Source organism: Streptomyces sp. NBC_00353, from assembly GCF_036108815.1.
Lineage (GTDB): Bacteria > Actinomycetota > Actinomycetes > Streptomycetales > Streptomycetaceae > Streptomyces.
The window spans coordinates 3,825,516-3,847,087 of the sequence record NZ_CP107985.1; the positions used below are offsets into that span (position 1 = coordinate 3,825,516).

10 protein-coding genes are annotated in these 21,572 nt (G+C 69.7%); 7 read left to right on the plus strand and 3 right to left on the minus strand.

Annotation, left to right across the window (positions count from 1 at the left end; genetic code table 11):
- Window positions 1-30: 30 nt before the first annotated feature.
- The 3 genes from OHA88_RS17280 to OHA88_RS17290 all read left to right on the plus strand — a co-directional run bounded on the left by OHA88_RS17280 (window position 31) and on the right by OHA88_RS17290 (window position 6,126).
- Entirely contained in the window at window positions 31-1,821 is a 1,791-nt protein-coding gene (locus OHA88_RS17280; RefSeq protein WP_328626193.1) for an ABC transporter ATP-binding protein, read from the plus strand.
- The gene (locus OHA88_RS17285) at window positions 1,818-3,629 is read left to right on the plus strand and encodes an ABC transporter ATP-binding protein (protein WP_328626194.1); all 1,812 of its coding nucleotides are present in this window, start codon (window positions 1,818-1,820) and stop codon (window positions 3,627-3,629) included. The genes OHA88_RS17280 and OHA88_RS17285 overlap by 4 nt, the downstream gene beginning before the upstream one ends.
- Window positions 3,630-4,101: 472 nt before the next feature.
- On the plus strand, window positions 4,102-6,126 hold the full coding sequence (locus OHA88_RS17290; RefSeq protein WP_328626195.1) for a M4 family metallopeptidase: 2,025 nt from the start codon (window positions 4,102-4,104) through the stop codon (window positions 6,124-6,126).
- A 109-nt stretch (window positions 6,127-6,235) separates the two neighbouring features.
- Here the strand turns inward: OHA88_RS17290 and OHA88_RS17295 are convergent, their stop codons facing one another.
- A complete protein-coding gene (locus tag OHA88_RS17295; RefSeq protein WP_328626196.1) occupies window positions 6,236-7,468 on the minus strand; it encodes an alginate lyase family protein in 1,233 nt (410 codons plus the stop codon).
- 201 nt (window positions 7,469-7,669) lie between these two features.
- Window positions 7,670-10,273, minus strand: coding sequence for an alpha-glucan family phosphorylase (glgP, locus tag OHA88_RS17300; RefSeq protein WP_328626197.1), 2,604 nt, complete (start codon window positions 10,271-10,273; stop codon window positions 7,670-7,672).
- Window positions 10,274-11,141: 868 nt separating this feature from the next.
- Here glgP and OHA88_RS17305 point away from each other — a divergent pair.
- The 4 genes from OHA88_RS17305 to glgB all read left to right on the plus strand — a co-directional run bounded on the left by OHA88_RS17305 (window position 11,142) and on the right by glgB (window position 19,176).
- On the plus strand, window positions 11,142-13,208 hold the full coding sequence (locus OHA88_RS17305; protein WP_328626198.1) for an alpha-1,4-glucan--maltose-1-phosphate maltosyltransferase: 2,067 nt from the start codon (window positions 11,142-11,144) through the stop codon (window positions 13,206-13,208).
- On the plus strand, window positions 13,205-14,911 hold the full coding sequence (treS, locus tag OHA88_RS17310) for a maltose alpha-D-glucosyltransferase (protein WP_328626199.1): 1,707 nt from the start codon (window positions 13,205-13,207) through the stop codon (window positions 14,909-14,911). Before OHA88_RS17305 ends, treS begins: the two co-directional genes overlap by 4 nt.
- 318 nt (window positions 14,912-15,229) lie before the next feature.
- Window positions 15,230-16,648, plus strand: coding sequence for a maltokinase N-terminal cap-like domain-containing protein (locus OHA88_RS17315; RefSeq protein WP_328626200.1), 1,419 nt, complete (start codon window positions 15,230-15,232; stop codon window positions 16,646-16,648).
- A gap of 98 nt (window positions 16,649-16,746) precedes the next feature.
- Entirely contained in the window at window positions 16,747-19,176 is a 2,430-nt protein-coding gene (gene glgB / locus OHA88_RS17320; protein ID WP_328626201.1) for a 1,4-alpha-glucan branching enzyme, read from the plus strand.
- Here the strand turns inward: glgB and OHA88_RS17325 are convergent.
- Window positions 19,133-21,343, minus strand: coding sequence for a HelD family protein (locus OHA88_RS17325; protein WP_328629713.1), 2,211 nt, complete (start codon window positions 21,341-21,343; stop codon window positions 19,133-19,135). The two genes, glgB and OHA88_RS17325, sit on opposite strands and share 44 nt — an antisense overlap.
- Window positions 21,344-21,572: the final 229 nt, after the last annotated feature.

Sequence of the window (21,572 nt, forward strand, 5' to 3'; positions counted from 1 at the left end):
CCTCCCACAGCGGCGGTCTAGGGTGCGTACATGACTGAGCCCGTGGATCAGCCGGTCGGCCCGTATGCGGACCAGGAGACCCCGGACCTCCGCAGCCCCGGGCGGTATCTGTGGTGGCTGGTCACCCGTCAATGGCGCCGCGTTGCCGCCGGGGCCCTGCTCGGCAGCTCCTGGATGATCTGCCTGACCCTGCCGCCGTACCTGCTGTCGCGCGCCATCGACGACGGGCTGCAGCCCGGGGGCCGCTCTGCGCTGGTCGGCTGGGTCGCGGCACTGGTGGGTGTCGGAGTGCTCAACGCCTGGCTGGCCATCATGCGGCACCGCACGATGACCAGAGTGCGGCTCGACGGTGCCTTCCGTACGGTGCGGGTGGTGGTCGCCCAGGCGACCGGGCTGGGCGCGGCGCTGCCGCGCCGGGCCACGGCCGGCGAGATCGTCACCATCGGGTTCGGTGACGTCGCGATGATCGCCAATACGCTGACGGTCACCGGGCCCGGCGTCGGCGCCGTCCTCTCCTATGTCGTCGTGGCCGCACTGCTGTTGACCGTCTCGCCACTGCTCGCCGTGGTGGTGCTGCTGGGCGTGCCGCTGCTCGCGGCGCTGCTCGGCCCGCTGCTGGGGCGGCTTCAGGGAGCCGAGTCGGCGTACCGCGACCGGCAGGGCAGCCTCGCCGCCCGTTTCGCCGACATCGCCGGCGGTCTGCGTGTCCTCAACGGCATCGGCGGCAAGGACGTCTACGCCGAACGCTACCGGCGCGGTTCGCAGGAGCTGCAGGCGGAGGGGTACCGGGTCGGCGCGGTGACCAGCTGGATCCAGGCACTCGGCGTCGGCCTGCCCACCCTGTTCCTGGGCGCCGTGACCTGGCTGGCGGCCCGGATGGCCGCGCAGGGCGACATCACCGTCGGCGAACTGGTAGCGGTGTACGGCTACACGGCGGTTCTCGTCGTGCCCGTCTCCTTCTTCATCGAGGGCGGCTACGACATCAGCCGCGGTCTGGTCGCCGCGCGCAGAGTCATCCACTTCCTGTCCCTGAAGCCCGACTCGACGGTCCGGAAGGCATCTTCGGTGCCTCTGGACGGGCCCGGGTCGCCCTCCGCGCTCCACGATCCTGAGTCGGGGGTCGAGGTGGTCCCCGGAACGCTGACCGCTCTGGTCGGCGCCCGGCCGTCGGACTCCGCGACGGTGATCGACCGTCTCGGCGGCTTTGTCGCGTCGGCAGCGACCTGGGGCACCGTCCGCCTCGACGAGATCGAGCCGGCCCAGGTCCGCGCGCGGATTCTCGTCGCGGACAACGAGGCCGACCTGTTCGCCGGCACGCTGCGTGATGTCGTCTCCGGCAGCCGGGACCGGGACGACGAGGCGCTCCGCCGTGCCGTCCACGCCGCCGCGGCCCAGGACATCGTCCGCGGCCTGCCCGACGGGCTCGGCTCCACCGTCGACGCCCAGGGCCGCAATCTCTCCGGCGGCCAGCGGCAGCGTGTCCGCCTCGTCCGGGCCCTGCTGGCCGACCCCGAGATTCTCCTGGCGGTCGAGCCGACCTCGGCCGTCGATGCGCACACCGAGGCAGCCATGGCGTCCCGGCTGCGCACGGCACGGTCCGGCCTTACCACGGTCGTCACCAGCACCTCCCCTCTCGTCCTGGACCGGGCCGACACCGTGTACTACCTGGTCGACGGCTCCGTCGCGGCCGTCGGTACCCATCGCGACCTGCTGGACGAACACCCCGGTTATCGGCTCCTGGTGTCCCGTGGCGCGGACGATGACGACGCCGTCCCCGTGGACGACGGGGACGGCCCTGCGCCCCAGGAGGTCACCTCATGACTGCCTCTTCGTCCACTGCCCCGGCAGAGCCCCGGCCGCCGTCCGGGGCTCTGCCGGTCGCCGAGCCGTTCCGGATCCGTCGCGCGGCAGTCCGGCTCGTCCGGCAGGACGGCCGCGCCTTCGCCGCGCTGCTCGCGCTCAACGCGCTGGCCGCCGGCGCCGGACTCGTCGCCCCGTGGCTGCTCGGCCGTGTCATCGACGAGGTCAGGGCAGGCGGCGGAGTCGCCACCGTGGACCGGCTGGCGCTCACCATCCTGGTCTTCGCGCTGGCACAGCTCCTGCTGGCCCGCTACGCCGGCCTGGTCGGACACCGTTTCGGCGAACGGACCCTGGCGCGCGTCCGCGAGCAGTTCGCCGACCGCGCACTGGCGTTGCCCGCCTCGGTGGTCGAGCGAGCCGGCACGGGTGACCTGACGACCCGCGGCACCACGGATGTCGCGGCGGTCGGCACCACCCTCCGCGACGTCGGCCCCGATGTGCTGATCGCTGCGGTCCAGGCGCTGTTCATCCTCGGGGCGGTCTTCGCGCTCAACCCCTTGCTCGGTACCTGCGGCGTGCTCGGGCTGCTGGGCATCTGGTTCGCCGTCCGCTGGTATCTGCGCCGGGCGCTCACCGCCTACCTCGCCGAGGGTGCGGCCAATTCGGCACTGGCGGAGCAGCTGGCGGCCACCGCCGCCGGCGCCCGCACCGTCGAGGCGCTCGGGCTGCAGCGGAGCCGTATCGACGCATGTCACCGGGCGATCGAAGAGTGCCGGCGCACCCGGACCCGCACGCTCTTCCTGCGCAGCGTGCTCTTCCCTGCCGTGGACATCTCCTATGTCGTTCCCGTGGCCGGTGTCCTGCTGATCGGTGGTGTGCTGCACAGCCACGGCGCCATGAGCCTGGGTGCGGTGGTCGCCTCGGCGCTGTATCTGCGGCAGCTCTCCCAGCCGCTGGACACCATCCTGCAGCGGGTCGAACAACTGCAGAGCAGCAGTGCGTCCTTTGCCAGGGTCGAGGGGATCGGGGTGGTGCCACAGGTGCCCTCGGCCCGCTCCCGCACACCGGCGGACGACCGGATCGCGGTGACCGGTGTGCACTACGCCTACGGCGGCGGGGCCGACGACGAGGCCGATGTCCTGCACGGAGTCGATCTGACGGTCCGACCCGGCGAGCACTTGGCGATCGTCGGCCCGTCCGGCGCCGGCAAGACCACGCTGGGCAGGCTGCTGGCCGGCGTGGACGTGCCACGCACCGGCTCGGTGACAGTGGGCGGGGTACCGGTGGCCGGCCTGACGCCCGACCGGTTGCGCCGCCAGGTCGTCCTCGTCACCCAGGAGCACCATGTGTTCCTCGGCACGGTCCGGGACAACCTGCGGATGGCAGCCCCGTCGGCCACCGACGCCGAACTGCGTGCGGCGCTCGCCGCCGTCGGCGCCGAGTGGGCCGGCGAGCTCCCGGACGGCCTGGACACCGATCTGGGCCATGCCGGACACCGCCCGGACGGCGCACAAGCCCAGCAACTCGCGCTGGCACGTGTCGTACTGGCCGATCCCCACACGTTGATACTCGACGAGGCCACCGCGCTCCTGGACCCGAGGACCGCACGGCACACCGAGCGAGCACTGGCCGCCGTCCTCGAAGGCAGAACCGTCATCGCCATCGCGCACCGCCTGCAGACGGCCCATGACGCGGACCGGGTGGCCGTCATGGAGGACGGCCGGATCACCGAACTCGGCGCCCATGACGATCTGGTGGCCGCCGACGGCGCCTACGCCGCACTCTGGCGTTCCTGGCATGCCGACGGGCCTCATTCGTCGTCGTTGTGAACATGGCGCGGGGCCGGCCCTGCGCGACAGGACCACGGAGAGAGCGGCGGCTGCCGCCATCACCGCGCCGGCGGGCGTCTCGGGCTCGGCGGCGGATGCGGCGGGCAGCATCGTTCGGCGAACGTCCCGGCCGCGGACGGTTCGGAACAAGCCACAGTTCGAGGCCATTTCGACTGACAGGCGCTACCCCGTACCCAGCCCGCTGTTCGAACACGATGCATTCGGGCCCGACTTCGATCGCTCTTCGAATTCGGCCTGCACCGGACCCCTGGATGGCGTCGCGGTGATGATCGGTGAAACGTCCGCTTAACGAACATGGCGTTTCTGGCAACGGACGAATTCCGGCCAAGTTGTTGACGCGGTCCTGACAGAGACGTCCATCTGCTGACACTCTTCCCCCGTTCTGCGCACTGCTTGCTCTGCCCGGACGGCTCACCCAGCCGCCGTTACCCCCCTCGCAGAAGGAGTCCGCGTGAGATCCACGCCCAGCCGTCGCGCCACCGCGACCGGCGCTCTGATAGCCGCAGCAGCCCTCCTCGCCGCAGGAATCCAGACGGGCACGGCAGCCGCCGCGCCCGACAGTTCCGCTGCCGCCCCGGCCGCCACCCGTGTCAATCACGGGGCACTGGCCAAGCAGCTCTCCCCCTCCCAGCGCGCCGAGCTGATCCGCGAGGCCAACGCGAGCAAGGCGGCCACGGCCAAGGAGCTCGGTCTCGGCTCCCAGGAGAAGCTCGTCGTCCGCGATGTCATCCAGGACAACGACGGCACCACGCACACGCGTTACGAGCGCACCTTCGACGGACTTCCGGTCCTCGGTGGGGACTTGGTCGTCCAGGAGTCCAAGGCCGGTGCGACCGAGAGCGTCACCAAGGCGTCCAAGGCCACCTCCGCCCAGCTGAAGGCCGTCGACACCGCCGCCGATGTCGCCCCGGCCAGGGCCGAGTCGCAGGCTCTCGGTGCAGCCAAGGCCGCCGGCTCCAAGAAGACCGTCGCCGACCGGGCACCGCGCAAGGTGGTCTGGATGGCCCAGGGCAAGCCGCAGCTCGCCTACGAGACCGTCGTCGGCGGGCTCCAGGACGACGGCACCCCCAACGAGCTGCACGTCATCACCGACGCGTCCACCGGCGCGAAGCTGTACGAGTGGCAGGCCATCGAGACCGGCACCGGCAACACCCAGTACAGCGGCCAGGTCACGCTCGGCACCGCACCGTCGTACACGCTGACCGACACGACACGCGGCAGCCACAAGACGTACAACCTGAACCACGGCACGTCCGGCACCGGGACGCTCTTCTCCGGCTCCGACGACATCTGGGGCAACGGAAATCCGACGAACGTCGAGACGGCCGCGGCGGACGCGCACTACGGCGCGGCCGAGACCTGGGACTACTACAAGAACGTGCAGGGCCGCACCGGTATCCGGGGCGACGGCGTCGGCGCGTACTCCCGCGTCCACTACGGCAACAACTACGTCAACGCCTTCTGGGACGACAGCTGCTTCTGCATGACCTACGGAGACGGCAGCGGCAACGCCGCACCGCTGACCTCCCTGGACGTGGCCGCGCACGAGATGACGCACGGTGTCACCTCCGCCACCGCCGGCCTGGTCTACAGCGGCGAGTCCGGCGGTCTCAACGAGGCGACCAGCGACATCATGGCCGCCGCGGTCGAGTTCTACTCCAACAACGCCACCGACGTGGGCGACTACCTGGTCGGCGAGAAGATCGACATCAACGGCGACGGCACCCCGCTGCGCTACATGGACAAGCCGAGCAAGGACGGCGCGTCCAAGGACGCCTGGTACTCAGGCATCGGCGGAGTGGACGTCCACTACTCCTCAGGTCCTGCGAACCACTTCTTCTACCTCCTCTCCGAGGGCAGCGGCGCCAAGACCATCAACGGCGTCTCGTACAACTCCCCGACCTCCGACGGCCTGCCGGTCACCGGCATCGGCCGCGACAAGGCCGCGCTGATCTGGTTCAAGGCGCTCACCACCAAGTTCAGCTCCACGACGAACTACGCGGCGGCCCGCACCGGCACCCTCGCTGCGGCCGGTGACCTGTACGGCACGACCAGCGCCGAGTACAAGGCGGTGGCCGACGCCTGGGCCGGCGTCAACGTGGGCTCGCGCAGCGGTGGCGGAGGCGGCGGGACCGTCTTCCAGAACACCACCCACGTCGCCATCCCGGACAACGGCGCGGCCGTCACCAGCTCGGTCAACGTCACCGGTGTCACGGGCAACGCACCCAGCACCCTCCAGGTCGGGGTGGACATCACCCACACCTGGCGCGGTGACCTCGTCATCGACCTCGTCGCTCCGGACGGCACGGCGTACCGGCTGAAGAACTCCTCGTCCGGCGACTCGGCGGACAACGTCCAGACGACCTACACCGTCAACGCGTCGTCCGAGGTCGCCAACGGCACCTGGAAGCTGAAGGTCCAGGACGTGGCCTCGCAGGACGTCGGCACGATCAACAGCTTCAAGCTGACCTTCTGAACCCAGCAGCACGTTCAGGGCAGTCGATGCGCGGAACCGCCCGGGAGGGGCTCTCCTTCCTCCCGGGCGGTTTCGCCGTTCCGCGAGACAACCTGCCTCTGAAAGCAGGTCAGTTGGGGTTGTTCGCGTGGGTCAGGGTCTCCCAGGCGACGAACAGGTTGTTGGATCCGGCGGGCCTCTGCTGTTCGGTGAGGGTCTGGGTGTTGGTCATGGCGATACCCATCCGGTTGTGCAGGGCGTTGAAACCCACTTCGGTGATCGGCCCGAGGTTGTCCTTGAGCGTGCCGCCGCACAGCGTCGACGGGACTGCCGCGCCCAGCTGGTACTTGGCGTGCAGGCCCAGTGCGTGACGCAGGCGTTCGGCGATCTCGGGGTAGAGGTCCTGGCCCTGGATACGGCTTGTCTCGGCGATGTGGGAGATGGCGGAGATGCCGTAGCCGGTGTGGGTGAGATCGCGGCAGGTCTCCTGGGAGAGACCGTCCATGAAGGTGGACTGTCCCTGCCAGTAGCCGATGATCTCGTCGCGCGTGTCGAGGCCGCTGCCCGGCGCGGTCTTCGGCAGAGCGCCGTCGGCGGTGATGTAGATGTACGCGGGGACACGTCCGCGGAACTTGGTGACGGCCTTGTCGTAGGCGGTGCGGTCCTCGAGGAAGACCGCGATGCCGATCGCGGCCTCGGTCATGCTCAGTTCCCAGTTCCCGTTGCTGTTGGAGCCGTTGATGACCTCGGGGAGGTAGACGTTGCGCAGCATGGTGGCGAAGCGGCCGGAGTTCGGCCAGCTGCTGTACGTGTACTTGATGATCTCGGCGGCCCGGGGCCAGGAGGAGCCGGCCCAGCCGGTCTGAAGCGGAGCGTTGCTGTTGGTGTGGTCCTGGATCACGGCCGACCAGGCGTCCATGATCTCGATGGACTTCTGGGCGTAGCGGCTGTCCTGAGTGACGTACCAGGCCAGCGCGAGGGTGTAGGCGGCTATCGCGTCCTCGCGCTCATCGGTGCAGCCGTAGTTGGGGTTGGAGTACGAGCCGCACTCCACGATGGCGCGTGGCTTTGCGGTGCGGGTGAGCGAGGCGTACTTGCTGGCCAGCATCTGGTCGTACGCGCTCTTCCAGGGCTGGGCTCCGGCCTGCACCTTGGCGCGTACGAAGTCGAGCTGGGGGCGGCTGACGAGCACGCCGGGGTGGGTGAAGGAGGCTGGGGCCGCGACCGCGGCGGCCTTCACCGCTTGCGGGCCGTCGGCGGGTGCGGCTCTGTTTGCCGAGGCCGGGGCCATGAAGACCGCGGTGAGCAGGGCGGCCAGTGCGGTGGCGAGGCCGAGGCCGCGCCCGATGGATCCGGTACGCATGTGGGGTGCCTTCCGGTGCGGAGGAGGTTCAGCAACTCTCACCAGAACCAGTTCGGTTCACAGACATGAACATCGAGTCGAGTTGTGAACTCTGCAATGAGTGAGGAACTTAAATGCATCCCATGGACACGTCAAGGCATTGCGTTCAGAGAACGAAGGAGCCCGGCACCTCGCAGGTACCGGGCCCCAGGTGTCGGGACATCAGCGCATCAGCACGCCCGCACCGTCTCCCGTCGCTTCCGTCGGCAGGGCGACCAGGCCCAGTTCCGCACTGGTCGCAAGCAGCGGGTGGGCAGGAAGTACCCGCACGGTGTAGCCGTAGGGCCCCGTGCGGTCGAGGGCGAGCGGCCCCTCGTACAACCAGCGGCCCTCCAGGTCCTGACCACCGGTCGGCTTCAGCGGGAAGACCTGGGCATCCGAGATCGCGTCGGCGGAGTCGACCCGCCCGGCCACCGCCTGCACCTCCACATCGTCCGGCTCCAGTGCTCCGAGGGCGATCCGGACCCGCAGCGCCAGCGTGGACCCCAGCTCGGCCGAACTGCCCGCAGTGCTCGGTGCCACGGCCTCCACGTGGTCGACGGCGACCCGCGGCCAAGCCGCACGGACCCGGGCCTTCCAGTCCGCGAGTTCCCGCGCCGTGGCGGCGTCCAGGGAGCGGTGGGCCAGCGCGGCCGGTGCGTACAACCGCTCCACGTACTCACGCACCATGCGTCCCGCCAGAACCTTGGGCCCCAGGGAGCCCACCGTGCGGCGGACCATCTCGACCCAGCGCTCGGGCAGCCCTTCGGCGCCCCGGTCGTAGAAGCGTGGTGCGACCCGCTCCTCGATCAGTTCGTAGAGGGCATTCGCCTCCAGCTCGTCGCGCCGGTCCTCGTCCATCGCGGACCCGTCCGCGGTCGGGATCGCCCAGCCGAAGTCCGGTTCGAACCACTCGTCCCACCAGCCGTCGAGCACGGACAGATTGAGACAGCCGTTGAGGGCAGCCTTCATCCCGCTCGTGCCGCACGCCTCCAGCGGGCGCAGCGGGTTGTTGAGCCAGACGTCGCAGCCCGGGTAGAGCTTCTGTGCCATCGCCATCCCGTAGTCGGGCAGGAAGACGATGCGATGGCGGACCCTGGGGTCGTCGGAGAACCGCACCAGCTCCTGGACCAGCCGCTTGCCACTGTCGTCGGCAGGGTGTGCCTTGCCTGCGACAACGATCTGAATCGGCCGGGTCGGGTGGAGCAGCAGTTCCATCAGCCGGTGACGGTCGCGCAGCATCAGGGTCAGCCGCTTGTACGAGGGCACGCGGCGGGCGAAGCCGATGGTCAGTACGTCCGGGTCCAGCACACCGTCGATCCAGCCGAGTTCGGCCGGCTCCGCGCCCCGCGTGCGCCACGAGGCGGAGAGCCTTTCGCGGACCTCGGTCACCAGCTGTTCGCGCAGGTTCCGCCGCAGGTCCCAGATCTCCCGGTCCGGGATCCCGGCTGCCGCATCCCAGCGTCCCGGCGTGCCCCCGTACCGGTCCCGGAGTTCGAAGATCTCGGGCGCGACCCACGTGGGCGCGTGCACGCCGTTGGTCACCGAGGTGATCGGCACCTCCGCAGCGTCGAATCCCGGCCACAGTCCCGCGAACATCTTCCGGCTGACCGCGCCGTGCAGGGTGGAGACACCGTTGGCACGCTGGGCCAGCCGCAGGCCCATGACCGCCATGTTGAAGAGACCGGGCTCACCGCCGGGGTAGGTCTCCATGCCCAGCTGCAGGATCCGTTCGACGCCCACGCCCGCCAGTTCACCGTCGTCGCCGAAGTGGCGGGCGATGAGCTCCCGGTCGAAGCGGTCGATTCCGGCAGGCACCGGGGTATGGGTGGTGAAGACCGTGCCGGCCCGCACCGCCTCGACCGAGGAGTCGAAATCCAGCCCGGTGCCGGAGAGTTCGCGAATGCGCTCCAGCCCGAGGAAGCCGGCGTGTCCCTCGTTGGTGTGGAACACCTCAGGCTCCGCCTGCCCCGTGAGCCGGCAGTACGTCCGTACGGCCCTTACCCCGCCGATGCCGAGCAGCATCTCCTGCAACAGACGGTGCTCACTGCCGCCGCCGTAGAGCCGGTCGGTGACATCGCGTTCGCCGGGCGCGTTCTCCTCCACGTCGGAGTCGAGCAGAAGGAGCGGGATGCGGCCGACCTGGGCCTGCCAGATGCGGGCGTGGAGCGAGCGGCCGCCGGGAAGGTCCAGTACCACTTGGCTCGGTGTTCCGTCGGCCTCGCGCAACAGGGTGAGTGGCAGTTCGTTCGGGTCGAGGACGGGATAGTGCTCCTGCTGCCAGCCTTCGCGCGACAGGCTCTGGCGGAAGTAGCCGTGCCGGTAGAGCAGCCCCACCCCGACGAGGGGTACGCCCAGGTCGCTGGCGGCCTTCAGATGGTCCCCGGCAAGGATGCCGAGTCCGCCGGAGTACTGGGGAAGGGCTGCGGCCACGCCGAACTCGGGCGAGAAGTACGCCACGGCGGCCGGCAGTTCCGTGCCCTGCGCCTGCTGCTCCTGGTACCACCTCGGACCGTCCAGATACTCCTGGAGGGCGCCGGACACCTCGTTGAGCCGGTGCAGGAACTGCTCGTCCCGGGCCAGCTCGGCGAGCCGCCCGGCGGAGACGGCGCCGAGCAGACGTACAGGGTCGGAGTCCGCCGCCCGGCTGCCCTCCGGGGCGACGGCCTGGAAGAGCTCACGTGTCTCGGTGTGCCAGGACCAGCGCAGGTTGCGGGCGAGGTCGCTGAGCGGTTGAAGGGGGTCGGGGAGGACGGGACGCACGGTGAATCGACGAATGGCCTTCACGTATTCCACCTTTACAGGGGACGTACGAATCCGAGGGGACGCACCACGGTGTGCGCCCTCTCCGTCACCCTCGACGGTAGCGGTGTGCCGTACTGCGAAACCACGGCGCGCGACCGGCTCACACCGGGCGACGCCCGGTGAGCCGCCCGCCCCGGCCACGCCCCCGACCGAAGCCCCGCAGGCATGGGTCCCCTCCGTATCACTGCCCCCTCGGAGCAAATCACTGCACATCCGCCACGGGGGTTATGGCCGATTCCACCCCCTCGGGCGGCCTTGTGGCACCTCATCCCACAGGGAAGGCTGCCGTGTGGCGCGTACGGGGTCGGGGCGGACCGGCCGGCCACCGGCGCGACTCCGTGCGGCGAGTTCCACGTCGACGAGGAGGTTTCGGCTCATGGGACGGACACGACGACGCCCGATGCCCGGCACGGCACGCCCGAGCACCGGCAGGACGACCGCGCCGGCCGCCCCGTCACCGGGGACGGAGCCCGGCGCATTCAGACCTTCACAACTACGCCCGAGTAGTTAACAAACCACCGGATTGGCCCCCCGAGAACGGTGGGAAGGCTTCTGCGGTACACAGCCCGAATACCACCCGAATGCGGATCATCTGTGATCCAGCAGCGGCTCGTATGCAGTGCGTACGGGTCCGGTGTGCATCCGGTCCCCACCCGTACACCACACCCGTGCCCCAGCCATTCGAGTGCCATTCGAGTGAACGCGGACAGGAGCGGCCATGCTCACACCCCATCAGCCGACAACGGAGCAGCTAGAAAGGACGGACCCTCACAGTCGCGGCGTACTCGCTCAGCCCTTCCCGGCCTCGCCGCGCCCCGTGCAGCCCGAGCTCCAGTCCCCAGGTGATTCCATGATCGGTCGCATTCCCGTCCTCGACGTCCGCCCGCTCGTCGACTGCGGCAGAAGGCCCGCGAAGGCCGTTGCCGGTGAGACCTTCCAGGTCACGGCCACCGTGTTCCGTGAAGGCCATGACGCGGTCGCCGCCAATGCGGTTCTGCGGGATCCGAGTGGACGAACCGGCCCGTGGACACCGATGCGCGAGCTCGCCCCCGGCTCCGACCGCTGGGGCGCCGATGTCACCCCCGACTCCGAAGGGCGCTGGACGTACACGGTCGAGGCCTGGAGCGATCCGGTGACCACCTGGCGTCAGCATGCCCAGATCAAGATCCCCGCCGGGATCGACTCCGCGCTCGTCCTGGCCGAGGGCGCCGCGCTGTACGAACGGGCCGCCGAGGGCGTACCGAAACGGGACGGGCGCGAGGCGGTGCTGGCCGCGGCCGACGCGCTTCGTGACGAGTCCCGTCCGGCCGCCGCCCGGCTCGCCGCCGCGCTCGCTCCCGAGGCAACCGCCGCACTCGCCCGCCACCCGCTGCGCGAGCTGGTCACCGCGGCCAGGCCGCTGCCCCTCGTCGTCGAGCGCCGACGGGCCCTGTTCGGTTCCTGGTACGAGCTGTTCCCCCGGTCCGAGGGGGCCAGGATCGAACCGGTCGAGCCGGTGAAGGCGACCAAGGCCGCCAAGAAGGGCAGGGCGGGGAAGGCTTCGGCCAGGACGGAGGAGCAACAGCAGGGAAGGATCATCAGCGGCACGTTCCGTACCGCTGCCGAGCGGCTTCCCGCTGTCGCCGCCATGGGGTTCGACGTCGTCTATCTCCCGCCCATCCACCCCATCGGAACCACCCACCGCAAGGGCCCCAACAACTCGTTGTCCCCCGCCGCCCACGATGTCGGGGTGCCGTGGGCGATCGGTTCGGCCGAAGGGGGGCACGATGCCGTGCACCCCGAGCTCGGCACGCTCGACGACTTCGACCACTTCGTCGAGACCGCCCGCACCTTGCGTATGGAGATCGCGCTGGACTTCGCGCTCCAGTGCTCCCCCGACCATCCGTGGGTGGAGACGCACCCCGAGTGGTTCCACCACCGGCCGGACGGCAGCATCGCCTACGCCGAGAACCCGCCCAAGAAGTATCAGGACATCTATCCGATCGCCTTCGACAAGGATCTGCGCGGCCTGGTCGCGGAGACCCTCCGCATCCTCCGGTTCTGGATGGACCACGGCGTACGGATCTTCCGCGTCGACAATCCGCACACCAAACCGGTGGTCTTCTGGGAGAAGGTGATCGCCGACATCAATCGCACCGACCCCGATGTGATCTTCCTGGCCGAGGCGTTCACCCGCCCCGCGATGATGCACACGCTCGCGACGGTCGGTTTCCAGCAGTCGTACACGTACTTCACCTGGCGCAACACCAAGCAGGAGCTCACCGAATACGTCACCGAGCTGTCGGGTGACGCGGCCTCCTACATGCGGCCCAACTTCTTCGTGAACACTCCCGACATCCTGCCGGGCTATCTCCAGGACGGCGGACGTCCGGCCTTCGAGGCCCGGGCCGTGCTCGCCGCGACGCTCTCGCCGACCTGGGGCGTGTACGCGGGGTACGAGCTGTGCGAGAACACCGCGGTGCGGGCCGGCAGTGAGGAGTACCTGAACTCGGAGAAGTACGAAATCCGTCCCAGGGACTGGGAGTCGGCGGAGCGCGAAGGCCGTTCCCTGGCTCCGCTCATCACCTCGCTCAACCGGATCAGGCGCCGCCACCCTGCCCTGCAACAGCTGCGTGACGTGCACTTCCACTCCGCCGACAACGACGCGCTGATCGTGTACAGCAAGCGCTCGGGTTCGAACATCGTTCTGGTGGTCGTCAACCTCGACCCTCACCACACCCAGGAGGCCACGGTCTCGTTGGACATGCCGCAACTCGGCCTCGACTGGCACGAGACCGTGCCGGTGCGCGACGAGCTCACCGGCCACACCTATCACTGGGGCAGGAACTTCTATGTGCGCCTAGAGCCGGGCGTCACGCCCGCGCACGTCGTCGTCCTGCGACCGTCCCCGCCGACCGGAGGGTCACCCACACCATGATTGTCAATGAGCCTGTCCACGACAAGTTCGAGGACACCCCCGCCAAGGACCGCGATCCCGACTGGTTCAAGCGCGCCGTCTTCTACGAGGTCCTCGTCCGGTCCTTCCAGGACTCCAACGGTGACGGCATCGGTGACCTCAAGGGTCTCACCGCCAAGTTGGACTACCTGCAGTGGCTGGGCGTCGACTGCCTCTGGCTGCCGCCGTTCTTCAAGTCGCCGCTGCGCGACGGCGGCTACGACGTCTCCGACTACACCGCGGTACTGCCGGAGTTCGGCGATCTCGCCGACTTCGTGGAGTTCGTCGATGCCTCGCACCAGCGCGGAATGCGCGTGATCATCGACTTCGTCATGAACCACACGAGCGATCAGCACGACTGGTTCCAGCAGTCCCGCAGCGACCCCGACGGCCCGTACGGCGACTACTACGTCTGGGCCGACGACGACAAGCAGTTCCAGGACGCCCGGGTCATCTTCGTCGACACCGAGACGTCCAACTGGACCTTCGACCCGGTGCGCAAGCAGTACTACTGGCACCGGTTCTTCTCCCACCAGCCCGATCTCAACTACGAGAACCCGGCGGTGCAGGAGGAGATCATCTCCGCACTCCGCTTCTGGCTGGACCTCGGTATCGACGGCTTCCGCGTCGACGCCGTGCCGTACCTCTACCAGCGGGAGGGCACCAACTGCGAGAACCTCCCGGAGACCCACCAGTTCCTCAAGCGGCTCCGCAAGGAGATCGACGCGCACTACCCGGACACCGTGCTGCTCGCCGAAGCCAATCAGTGGCCGGAAGACGTCGTCGACTACTTCGGCGACTTCCCGGCCGGCGGCGACGAATGCCACATGGCCTTCCACTTCCCGGTGATGCCGCGGATCTTCATGGCCGTACGGCGCGAGAGCCGCTACCCGGTCTCCGAAATCCTGGCGAAGACCCCGGAGATCCCGTCCGGCTGTCAGTGGGGCATCTTCCTGCGCAACCACGACGAGCTCACGCTCGAGATGGTCACGGACGAAGAGCGCGACTACATGTACGCGGAGTACGCCAAGGATCCTCGGATGCGGGCGAACATCGGCATCCGGCGGCGGCTCGCGCCCCTGCTGGACAACGACCGCAACCAGATCGAGCTGTTCACGGCGCTGCTCCTGTCCCTGCCGGGCTCCCCGATTCTGTACTACGGGGACGAGATCGGGATGGGCGACAACATCTGGCTGGGCGACCGGGACGCCGTACGGACCCCGATGCAGTGGACGCCCGACCGGAACGCGGGATTCTCCTCCAGCGATCCGGGGCGCCTCTATCTCCCCACGATCATGGATCCGGTCTACGGCTACCAAGTGACCAATGTCGAGGCGTCGATGGCCTCGCCGTCGTCGCTGCTGCACTGGACACGGCGGATGATCGAGATCCGTAAGCAGAATCGGGCGTTCGGTCTCGGCTCGTACAGCGAACTGCCGTCATCGAACCCCGCCGTGCTCGCCTTCACCCGTGAGTACAAGGACGATCTCGTCCTGTGCGTGCACAACTTCTCGCGGTTCGCGCAGCCGACGGAGCTCGATCTGCGGTTGTTCAACGGGCGTCATCCGGTGGAGCTGATCGGTGGGGTGCGCTTCCCCGCGATCGGTCAGTGGCCCTATCTGCTGACTCTCGCCGGGCACGGGTTCTACTGGTTCCGGTTGCGGAAGGACGCGCCGCCGAGCTGATACGGCGTCAATTCCCGCCACAGATCGCGGGGCGGTTTCCGCCGCCCCGCACGGGGCAGTCTCCCCCACATCGAGCTCTTCAGGGCTCTTCGGGGTTCTTCAGGGCTCTTCAGACAGTTACAGAACTTCGGGGCCCTTCGGGGCGGCTCTCCCGGAGCAGATCGAGTCCTTCCGGGGCCTCGTGCCTTTTCGAGGCCCTCACGTCGAGTCCGTACGGACCATCCTGACCCGACACGTCCCGCACAGCCGGACAGCTATTGCCGCAATCCGGGACACTCTTCGCATCCTGTGGTGTGCCCGGGGAAAGGACGCGATGCCATGTCGGAGGCTGCATCCACTCGGGTCGCCCTCGCGAACAGCACAGCCCTGCTCCCGTCACTCGCCCCACTGCTGCATGAATGGCTGCCCCGGCAGCGGTGGTTCGCGGGCAAGGGACGGCCGATCACGGCCTTCTCCCTTGTCTCGGCGACCGAAATACTGCCGGTGGATGCCGATTCCGCCGGCATCGGCCAGGGGACCGGCTCCGGGACGGGGCCGGGACTGCTCCATCTGCTGATCCGGGTCCACCAGCCGTCCCTGCCCGCCCAGTCGCCCGACGACTGCTACCAAATGCTGCTCGGGGTACGGTCCACGCTGCCGCCACGGCTCGCCCCGGCCCTCATCGGCCATGTGGCGGGCGGCCCGCTCGCCGGCCGGACGGTCTACGAGGGGCTGCACGACCCTCGCCTCGCCGAACTCCTGCTGGAGCGGCTCCGTACCCCCGGCACCCTCGGCACCCTCCGCTTCGACCGGGGCGCGGCCCCCATCCCTGCCGGACTCACCCCCCGCGTGCTCGACACCGAGCAGTCCAACTCCTCCCTCGTTTTCGGCAACGCCTATATCTTCAAGATCTTCCGCCGGGTCTTCCCCGGCACCAACCCGGATCTGGAACTGCCGCTCGCTCTCTCCCGGGAGGGCTGCGGGCGGGTGCCGGAACCCGTCGCCTGGTTCGAGGCGACGGCCCCGGAGCCACTCACCCTCGGCGTTCTCCAGCCGTTCCTGCGCGGCGCGGAGGACGGCTGGCAGCTGGCGCTGCGCGCGCTGGGCGCGGGCCACGACTTCACCCGCGAGGCCCGCGCCCTCGGACGGGCCACGGCCGAGGTGCACACGGCGCTCGCCACCGCCCTGCCGACGCCCGTGCTGGGCAGCGCCCAGACCGAGCATCTCGCCGCCGGCATGCTGCAGCGGCTGGAGGCGGCCGCCCAGGCGGTGCCGGCTCTCGTGCCCTACGTCCCCGGGCTGCGCACCGCGTTCGACGCCGTTGCCGCGCTGGGCCACAAGGGCCGCAGCTGGGCCGCACAGCGCGTCCACGGCGACCTCCACCTCGGCCAGACGCTGCGCGCGGCCGACGGTTTCTGGTCACTGATCGACTTCGAGGGCGAACCGACGCGCCCGCTCCTGGAACGCCGCCGTCCGCAGCCGCCGGTGCGCGACATCGCGGGCATGCTCCGCTCCTTCGACTACGCGGCCCGCTCGCACCGGCCCTGGAACGCCGAGTGGGCGGCCCGCTGCCGATCGGCGTACTGCGACGGGTATGCGGAGGCAGCGGGCGTCGATCCGCGCAGCGAACCGGAGTTGTTGCGGGCTCATGAGACCGACAAGGCGGTGTACGAGGTGCTGTACGAGGCCCGGCACCGGCCCGACTGGCTGCCGGTCCCGATGGCCGCGATCCACCGCCTGGCCGCCGCCGTCGACTGATGCCCCGCGCGGTGCGCGCTTCTTCGGCCGGGCGGCTCCTTCCCTGCCCGGGCCACCTGATTCCTGCCTCACCAACACCCCTCGAGGAGGCTGTCCCTGTGACCGCCCGCAAGTCGTCCCGCAACGCGCCCGATCCCACCGCGACCCCATCAGCGCCCGCGGACAAGCCGGCCTCCGCAGCCCCAGCGGCCACCACGGCACTCTCAGCCTCCAAGGCCAGTGCAGCACCCTCGGCACCCGCGGGCTCGGCGACCACCCCGGCCAAGCGGAAGAAGACAGCAGAGAAGCGGGCCGATGCCTCTCCCCCGCGGCCGCGGCGTGGCGGTGGTCGCGGCGTCCGGCCGGTGCGGGCCCTCGACGACGCCGACCGGGGCCGGCTGCTCGCCGGTGAGCACCATGCCCCGCACGATCTGCTCGGCGCGCACATGGTCCGCGGCGGTGTGGCGATCCGGGTGCTCCGTCCGTACGCGCGATCGGTGACCGTGCTCGCCAAGGGGCTGCGGACCGAGCTGCACGACGACGGCGACGGCCTCTTCTCCGGACTGCTGCCGATGCCGTCCGTCCCCGAGTACCAACTCCTGGTCGGCTACGCGGACAACGAGATCGAGGTCCATGACCCGTACCGCTTCCTGCCCGCGCTCGGCGATCTCGATCTGCATCTGATCGGCGAGGGGCGGCACGAGGAGCTGTGGACCGCCCTCGGCGCACAGCCCATGGAGCACCAGGGGGTCGCCGGTACGCGGTTCACCGTCTGGGCGCCCAATGCCCGCGGTGTGCGGGTCATGGGGGACTTCAACTACTGGGACGGCACGGGCTTCCCGATGCGTTCGCTCGGTTCCAGCGGGGTCTGGGAGCTGTTCCTCCCCGCGATCGGCGAGGGTGCGCTCTACAAGTTCGACATCTGCCGCCCGGACGGTACGCACACGGTGCGCGCCGACCCGATGGCCCGCCACACCGAGGTCCCGCCCGCCAATGCCTCGGTCGTGACGGCCTCGCACCATGAGTGGCAGGACCAGGAGTGGATGGCGCACCGCGGGGACGTACCCGTGCACGAGGCACCGTTGTCCGTGTACGAGGTGCACCTGCCGTCCTGGCGGCCGGGACTCACGTACCGCCGGCTCGCCGAGCAACTCCCGGCCTATGTAAGGGATCTGGGGTTCACACATGTGGAGCTGATGCCGGTCTCCGAGCATCCCTTCGGCGGCTCCTGGGGCTATCAGGTCACCGGCTTCTTCGCCCCGACCTCACGCATGGGCACCCCCGACGACTTCCGGTATCTGATCGACGCGCTGCACCGGTCCGGCATCGGCGTCATCGTCGACTGGGTGCCCGCGCACTTCCCGCGCGACGACTGGGCGCTCGCCGAGTTCGACGGCCGCCCGCTGTACGAGCACTCGGACCCGGCACGCGCCGCACACCCCGACTGGGGCACGCTCGAGTTCGACTTCGGCCGCACGGAGGTGCGCAACTTCCTGGTCGCCAACGCCACGTACTGGTGCGAGGAGTTCCACATCGACGGGCTGCGGGTCGACGCCGTCGCCTCGATGCTCTACCTCGACTACTCGCGCGAGGACGGGGGATGGTCCCCGAACGAGCACGGCGGCCGGGAGAACCTGGATGCTGTCGCCTTCCTCCAGGAGATGAACGCCACCGTGTACCGGCGGAATCCCGGCGTCGTCACCATCGCCGAGGAGTCCACCGCCTGGGACGGCGTCACGCGCGCCACCCACCATGTCGGCCCCGGCGGCTTCGGCGGGCTCGGCTTCGGACTGAAGTGGAACATGGGCTGGATGCACGACTCCTTGGAGTACGTCTCGAAGGAGCCGGTCCACCGCAAGTACCACCACGACGAGATGACCTTCTCGATGGTGTACGCGTACAGCGAGAACTACGTGCTGCCGATCTCGCACGACGAGGTGGTGCACGGCAAGCGGGCGCTGGTGTCGAAGATGCCCGGCGACTGGTGGCAGCAGCGCGCCAACCACCGGGCGTATCTCGGCTTCATGTGGGCGCACCCGGGCAAGCAGCTGCTGTTCATGGGGCAGGAGTTCGCCCAGGGCGCCGAGTGGTCGGAGGGCCACGGCCCGGACTGGTGGCTGCTCGACCCGTCGTACGCGGCGGAGGCGGACCACCGGGGCGTACGGGACCTGGTGCGTGAGCTGAACGCGGTGTACGGGGCGACACCGGCGCTGTGGCAGCGGGACACCGTCCCCGAGGGCTTCGCCTGGGTCGACGGCGGAGCCGCCGAGGACAACGTCTTCGCCTTCCTGCGTTTCGACGCGGACGGTTCGCCGCTGCTCGCGGTGTCGAACTTCTCGCCGGTGGTCCGCCACGAGTACCGGCTGGGCGTGCCGCCGTCCGTGTCCGCCTGGGCGGAGGTGCTCAACACGGACGCGGCACGGTACGGCGGCGGTGACGTCCTCAACCCGGATCCGCTGAAGCCGGAGTCCGTCGCCGCCCACGGTCACCGCACGAGCGTCCAGCTCACTCTGCCGCCGCTGGCGACGGTGTGGCTGAAGCCGGTGTGATGATCCCGAGCCGCTGGGTGGCCCGGGTCAGCGCCACATAGAGATCGTTGGGGGTCATCAGCCCGGGCGCGACGACGAGAACCGTGTCGAACTCCAGGCCCTTGGCCTGGCGCGGGTCGAGCAGGACGACGGGCCGGTGCAGATCCAGCGGCCCGTCGTCGAGTCCGGTGAGTTGCGCGTGGAGCTCACGCGGGGCGATGACGGCGAGCCTGCCCTCCGCCGGGGTCTCCGCCTCGGCGAGCCCGGCCACCTCGGCGAGCGGCAGGGTGCGCTCCCAGGGCCGTGCACCGGTGGCGCGGATGGAGCGCGGGGGTTCGAAGGCGGGATCGGTGGCCCGGCGCCGTTCGGCCGCGTACTCCATGATCTCGGCGGGCGTACGGTAGTTGACCCCGAGCCGGGCGAGCTGCCAGCGGTCCTGGACGTACGGCGCGAGGATCTCCTGCCAGGAGTCGCAGCCTGCCAGGTCGCCGGTCTGGGCCGGGTCGCCGACCAGGGTCATCGAGCGGGTCGGGCTGCGGCGCATCAGCAGCCGCCAGGCCATGGCCGACAGCTCCTGTGCCTCGTCGACGATGATGTGCCCGAACGCCCAGGTCCGGTCGGCGGCGGCGCGCTCGGCGGCGCTGCGGTGGTCGGCCTCCTCCTGACGCTCGGCGAACCGTTCGGCGTCGATGATGTCGTGCGCCGCGAGGACCTCGGAGGCGTCCTCGTCGAGGTCCTCCTTGTCCTCGAACTCGTAGGTACGGGAGGCGTACGAGACGTCGAGGACGCCCTGCGCGTAGGCGATCTGGCGGGCCCGCTCGGCCTCGGCGGCGGCCCGGGCGGCGGAGTCGTCCGCACCGAGCAGTTCGGCGGCCTCGTCGAGGAGGGGCACGTCGGCAGGCGTCCAGGCGGCCTTCTTCGCGCGCCGGAGCAGCTCGGCGTCGTCCTCGGCCAGATGCGTGGGCTCCTCCAGATAGTCGGCGAGGAACTCCTGCGGGGTGAGCGGGGGCCACAGGGAGGTGATGGCGGCGTGCACCTCCGCGCTGGCGGCGATGCCCTTGCCGAGCTGGGCGATGTCGTCGGGGCCGAGGAAGTTCGGTCCGCCGTAGGGGTCGGCGCCGATGCGGTCGGCGAGCTGCGTGGTGAGATCGTCGATGATCCGGAAGGCGAAGGTGGGCAGGGCGAGATTGTGCGGAAGCCCGGTCTCGCGGGCCTTGTGCCGCGCTTCGACTGCCATGTCCCAGTCGAGGATCAGCTCCCCGTCGTCGTGCGCGATGACGAGCGGCTCGCCCTTCTCGGGCACCTGCTGCCGGTCCCGTACGGCCTCGGCCAGTACGCCGGCCATGTCCGCCCGGCCCTTGACGGCGGCCGCCGCGGGGCTGTCGGTGCCGGTGGCGTGCACGCCGGGGAACAGTTCGGCGACCGTCGACAGCAGCACACCGGTCTCACCGAGCGAGGGCAGCACGTCGCCGATGTAGCCGAGGAAGGCCGGGTTGGGCCCGACGATCAGCACGGCCCGCTTGGCGAGCTGTTCCCGGTCCGCGTACAGCAGATACGCGGCCCGGTGCAGCGCGACCGCGGTCTTCCCGGTGCCCGGCCCTCCCTCGACGACGAGCACCCCGCGCTGCGGGGCGCGGATGATGTGGTCCTGCTCGGCCTGGATGGTCGAGACGATGTCGCCCATCCGGCCCGTGCGGGCGCTGGTCAGCGCGGCGAGCAGCACCTCGTCGGCGTCGTGCGACTCGTATCCGGTGCGGGTGGTGTCGGCGAGATCCATGATCTCGTCGTGCAAGTCGGTGACCGTGCGCCCCTGCGTGGTGATGTGCCTCCTGCGGCGCAGCCCCATCGGTTCATATCCGGTCGCGAGATAGAACGGCCGCGCGACGGGAGCCCGCCAGTCGATCAGCAACGGGGTCCGCTCGGCGTCGTCCTGCCGGATTCCGATGCGCCCGATGTGATGGGTGACTCCGTCGCGCCTGTCGATCCGTCCGAAACAGAGTCCCGTGACGGCGGCATTCAGCGCGGCGAGCGAGGCGGAGTGCTCGGCGACGCCGATATCGCGCTCCACCCGCGCCTGTCGACCGGTGCTGAGCTGCGCGATCGTGGCATGCATGGCGGCTTCGGCCGCTGCCCGGAGCTGGTCGAGCCGCTCGTGGGCGAGGGAGACGAATTGCTGTTCCTGCCGCATTTCCTCGCTTGACAATTCAGCTCCTGGCGCGATAGAGTATGTTTATTGAAGTTCTCCGCATATTGCACAGTATGCACACACGGAACTATTCAATATAGGCGAAGAAATACCCCGGCCGTCAATTCGGACCGGGGTTTTTGTTTGCGTCCATGGAAACGCTCGGCAGAGGGTCGGCGCGGCGCCCGTCACATCGAGCGCGGCGCGCAGCCGTGCGAGGACGCCCCGCCAC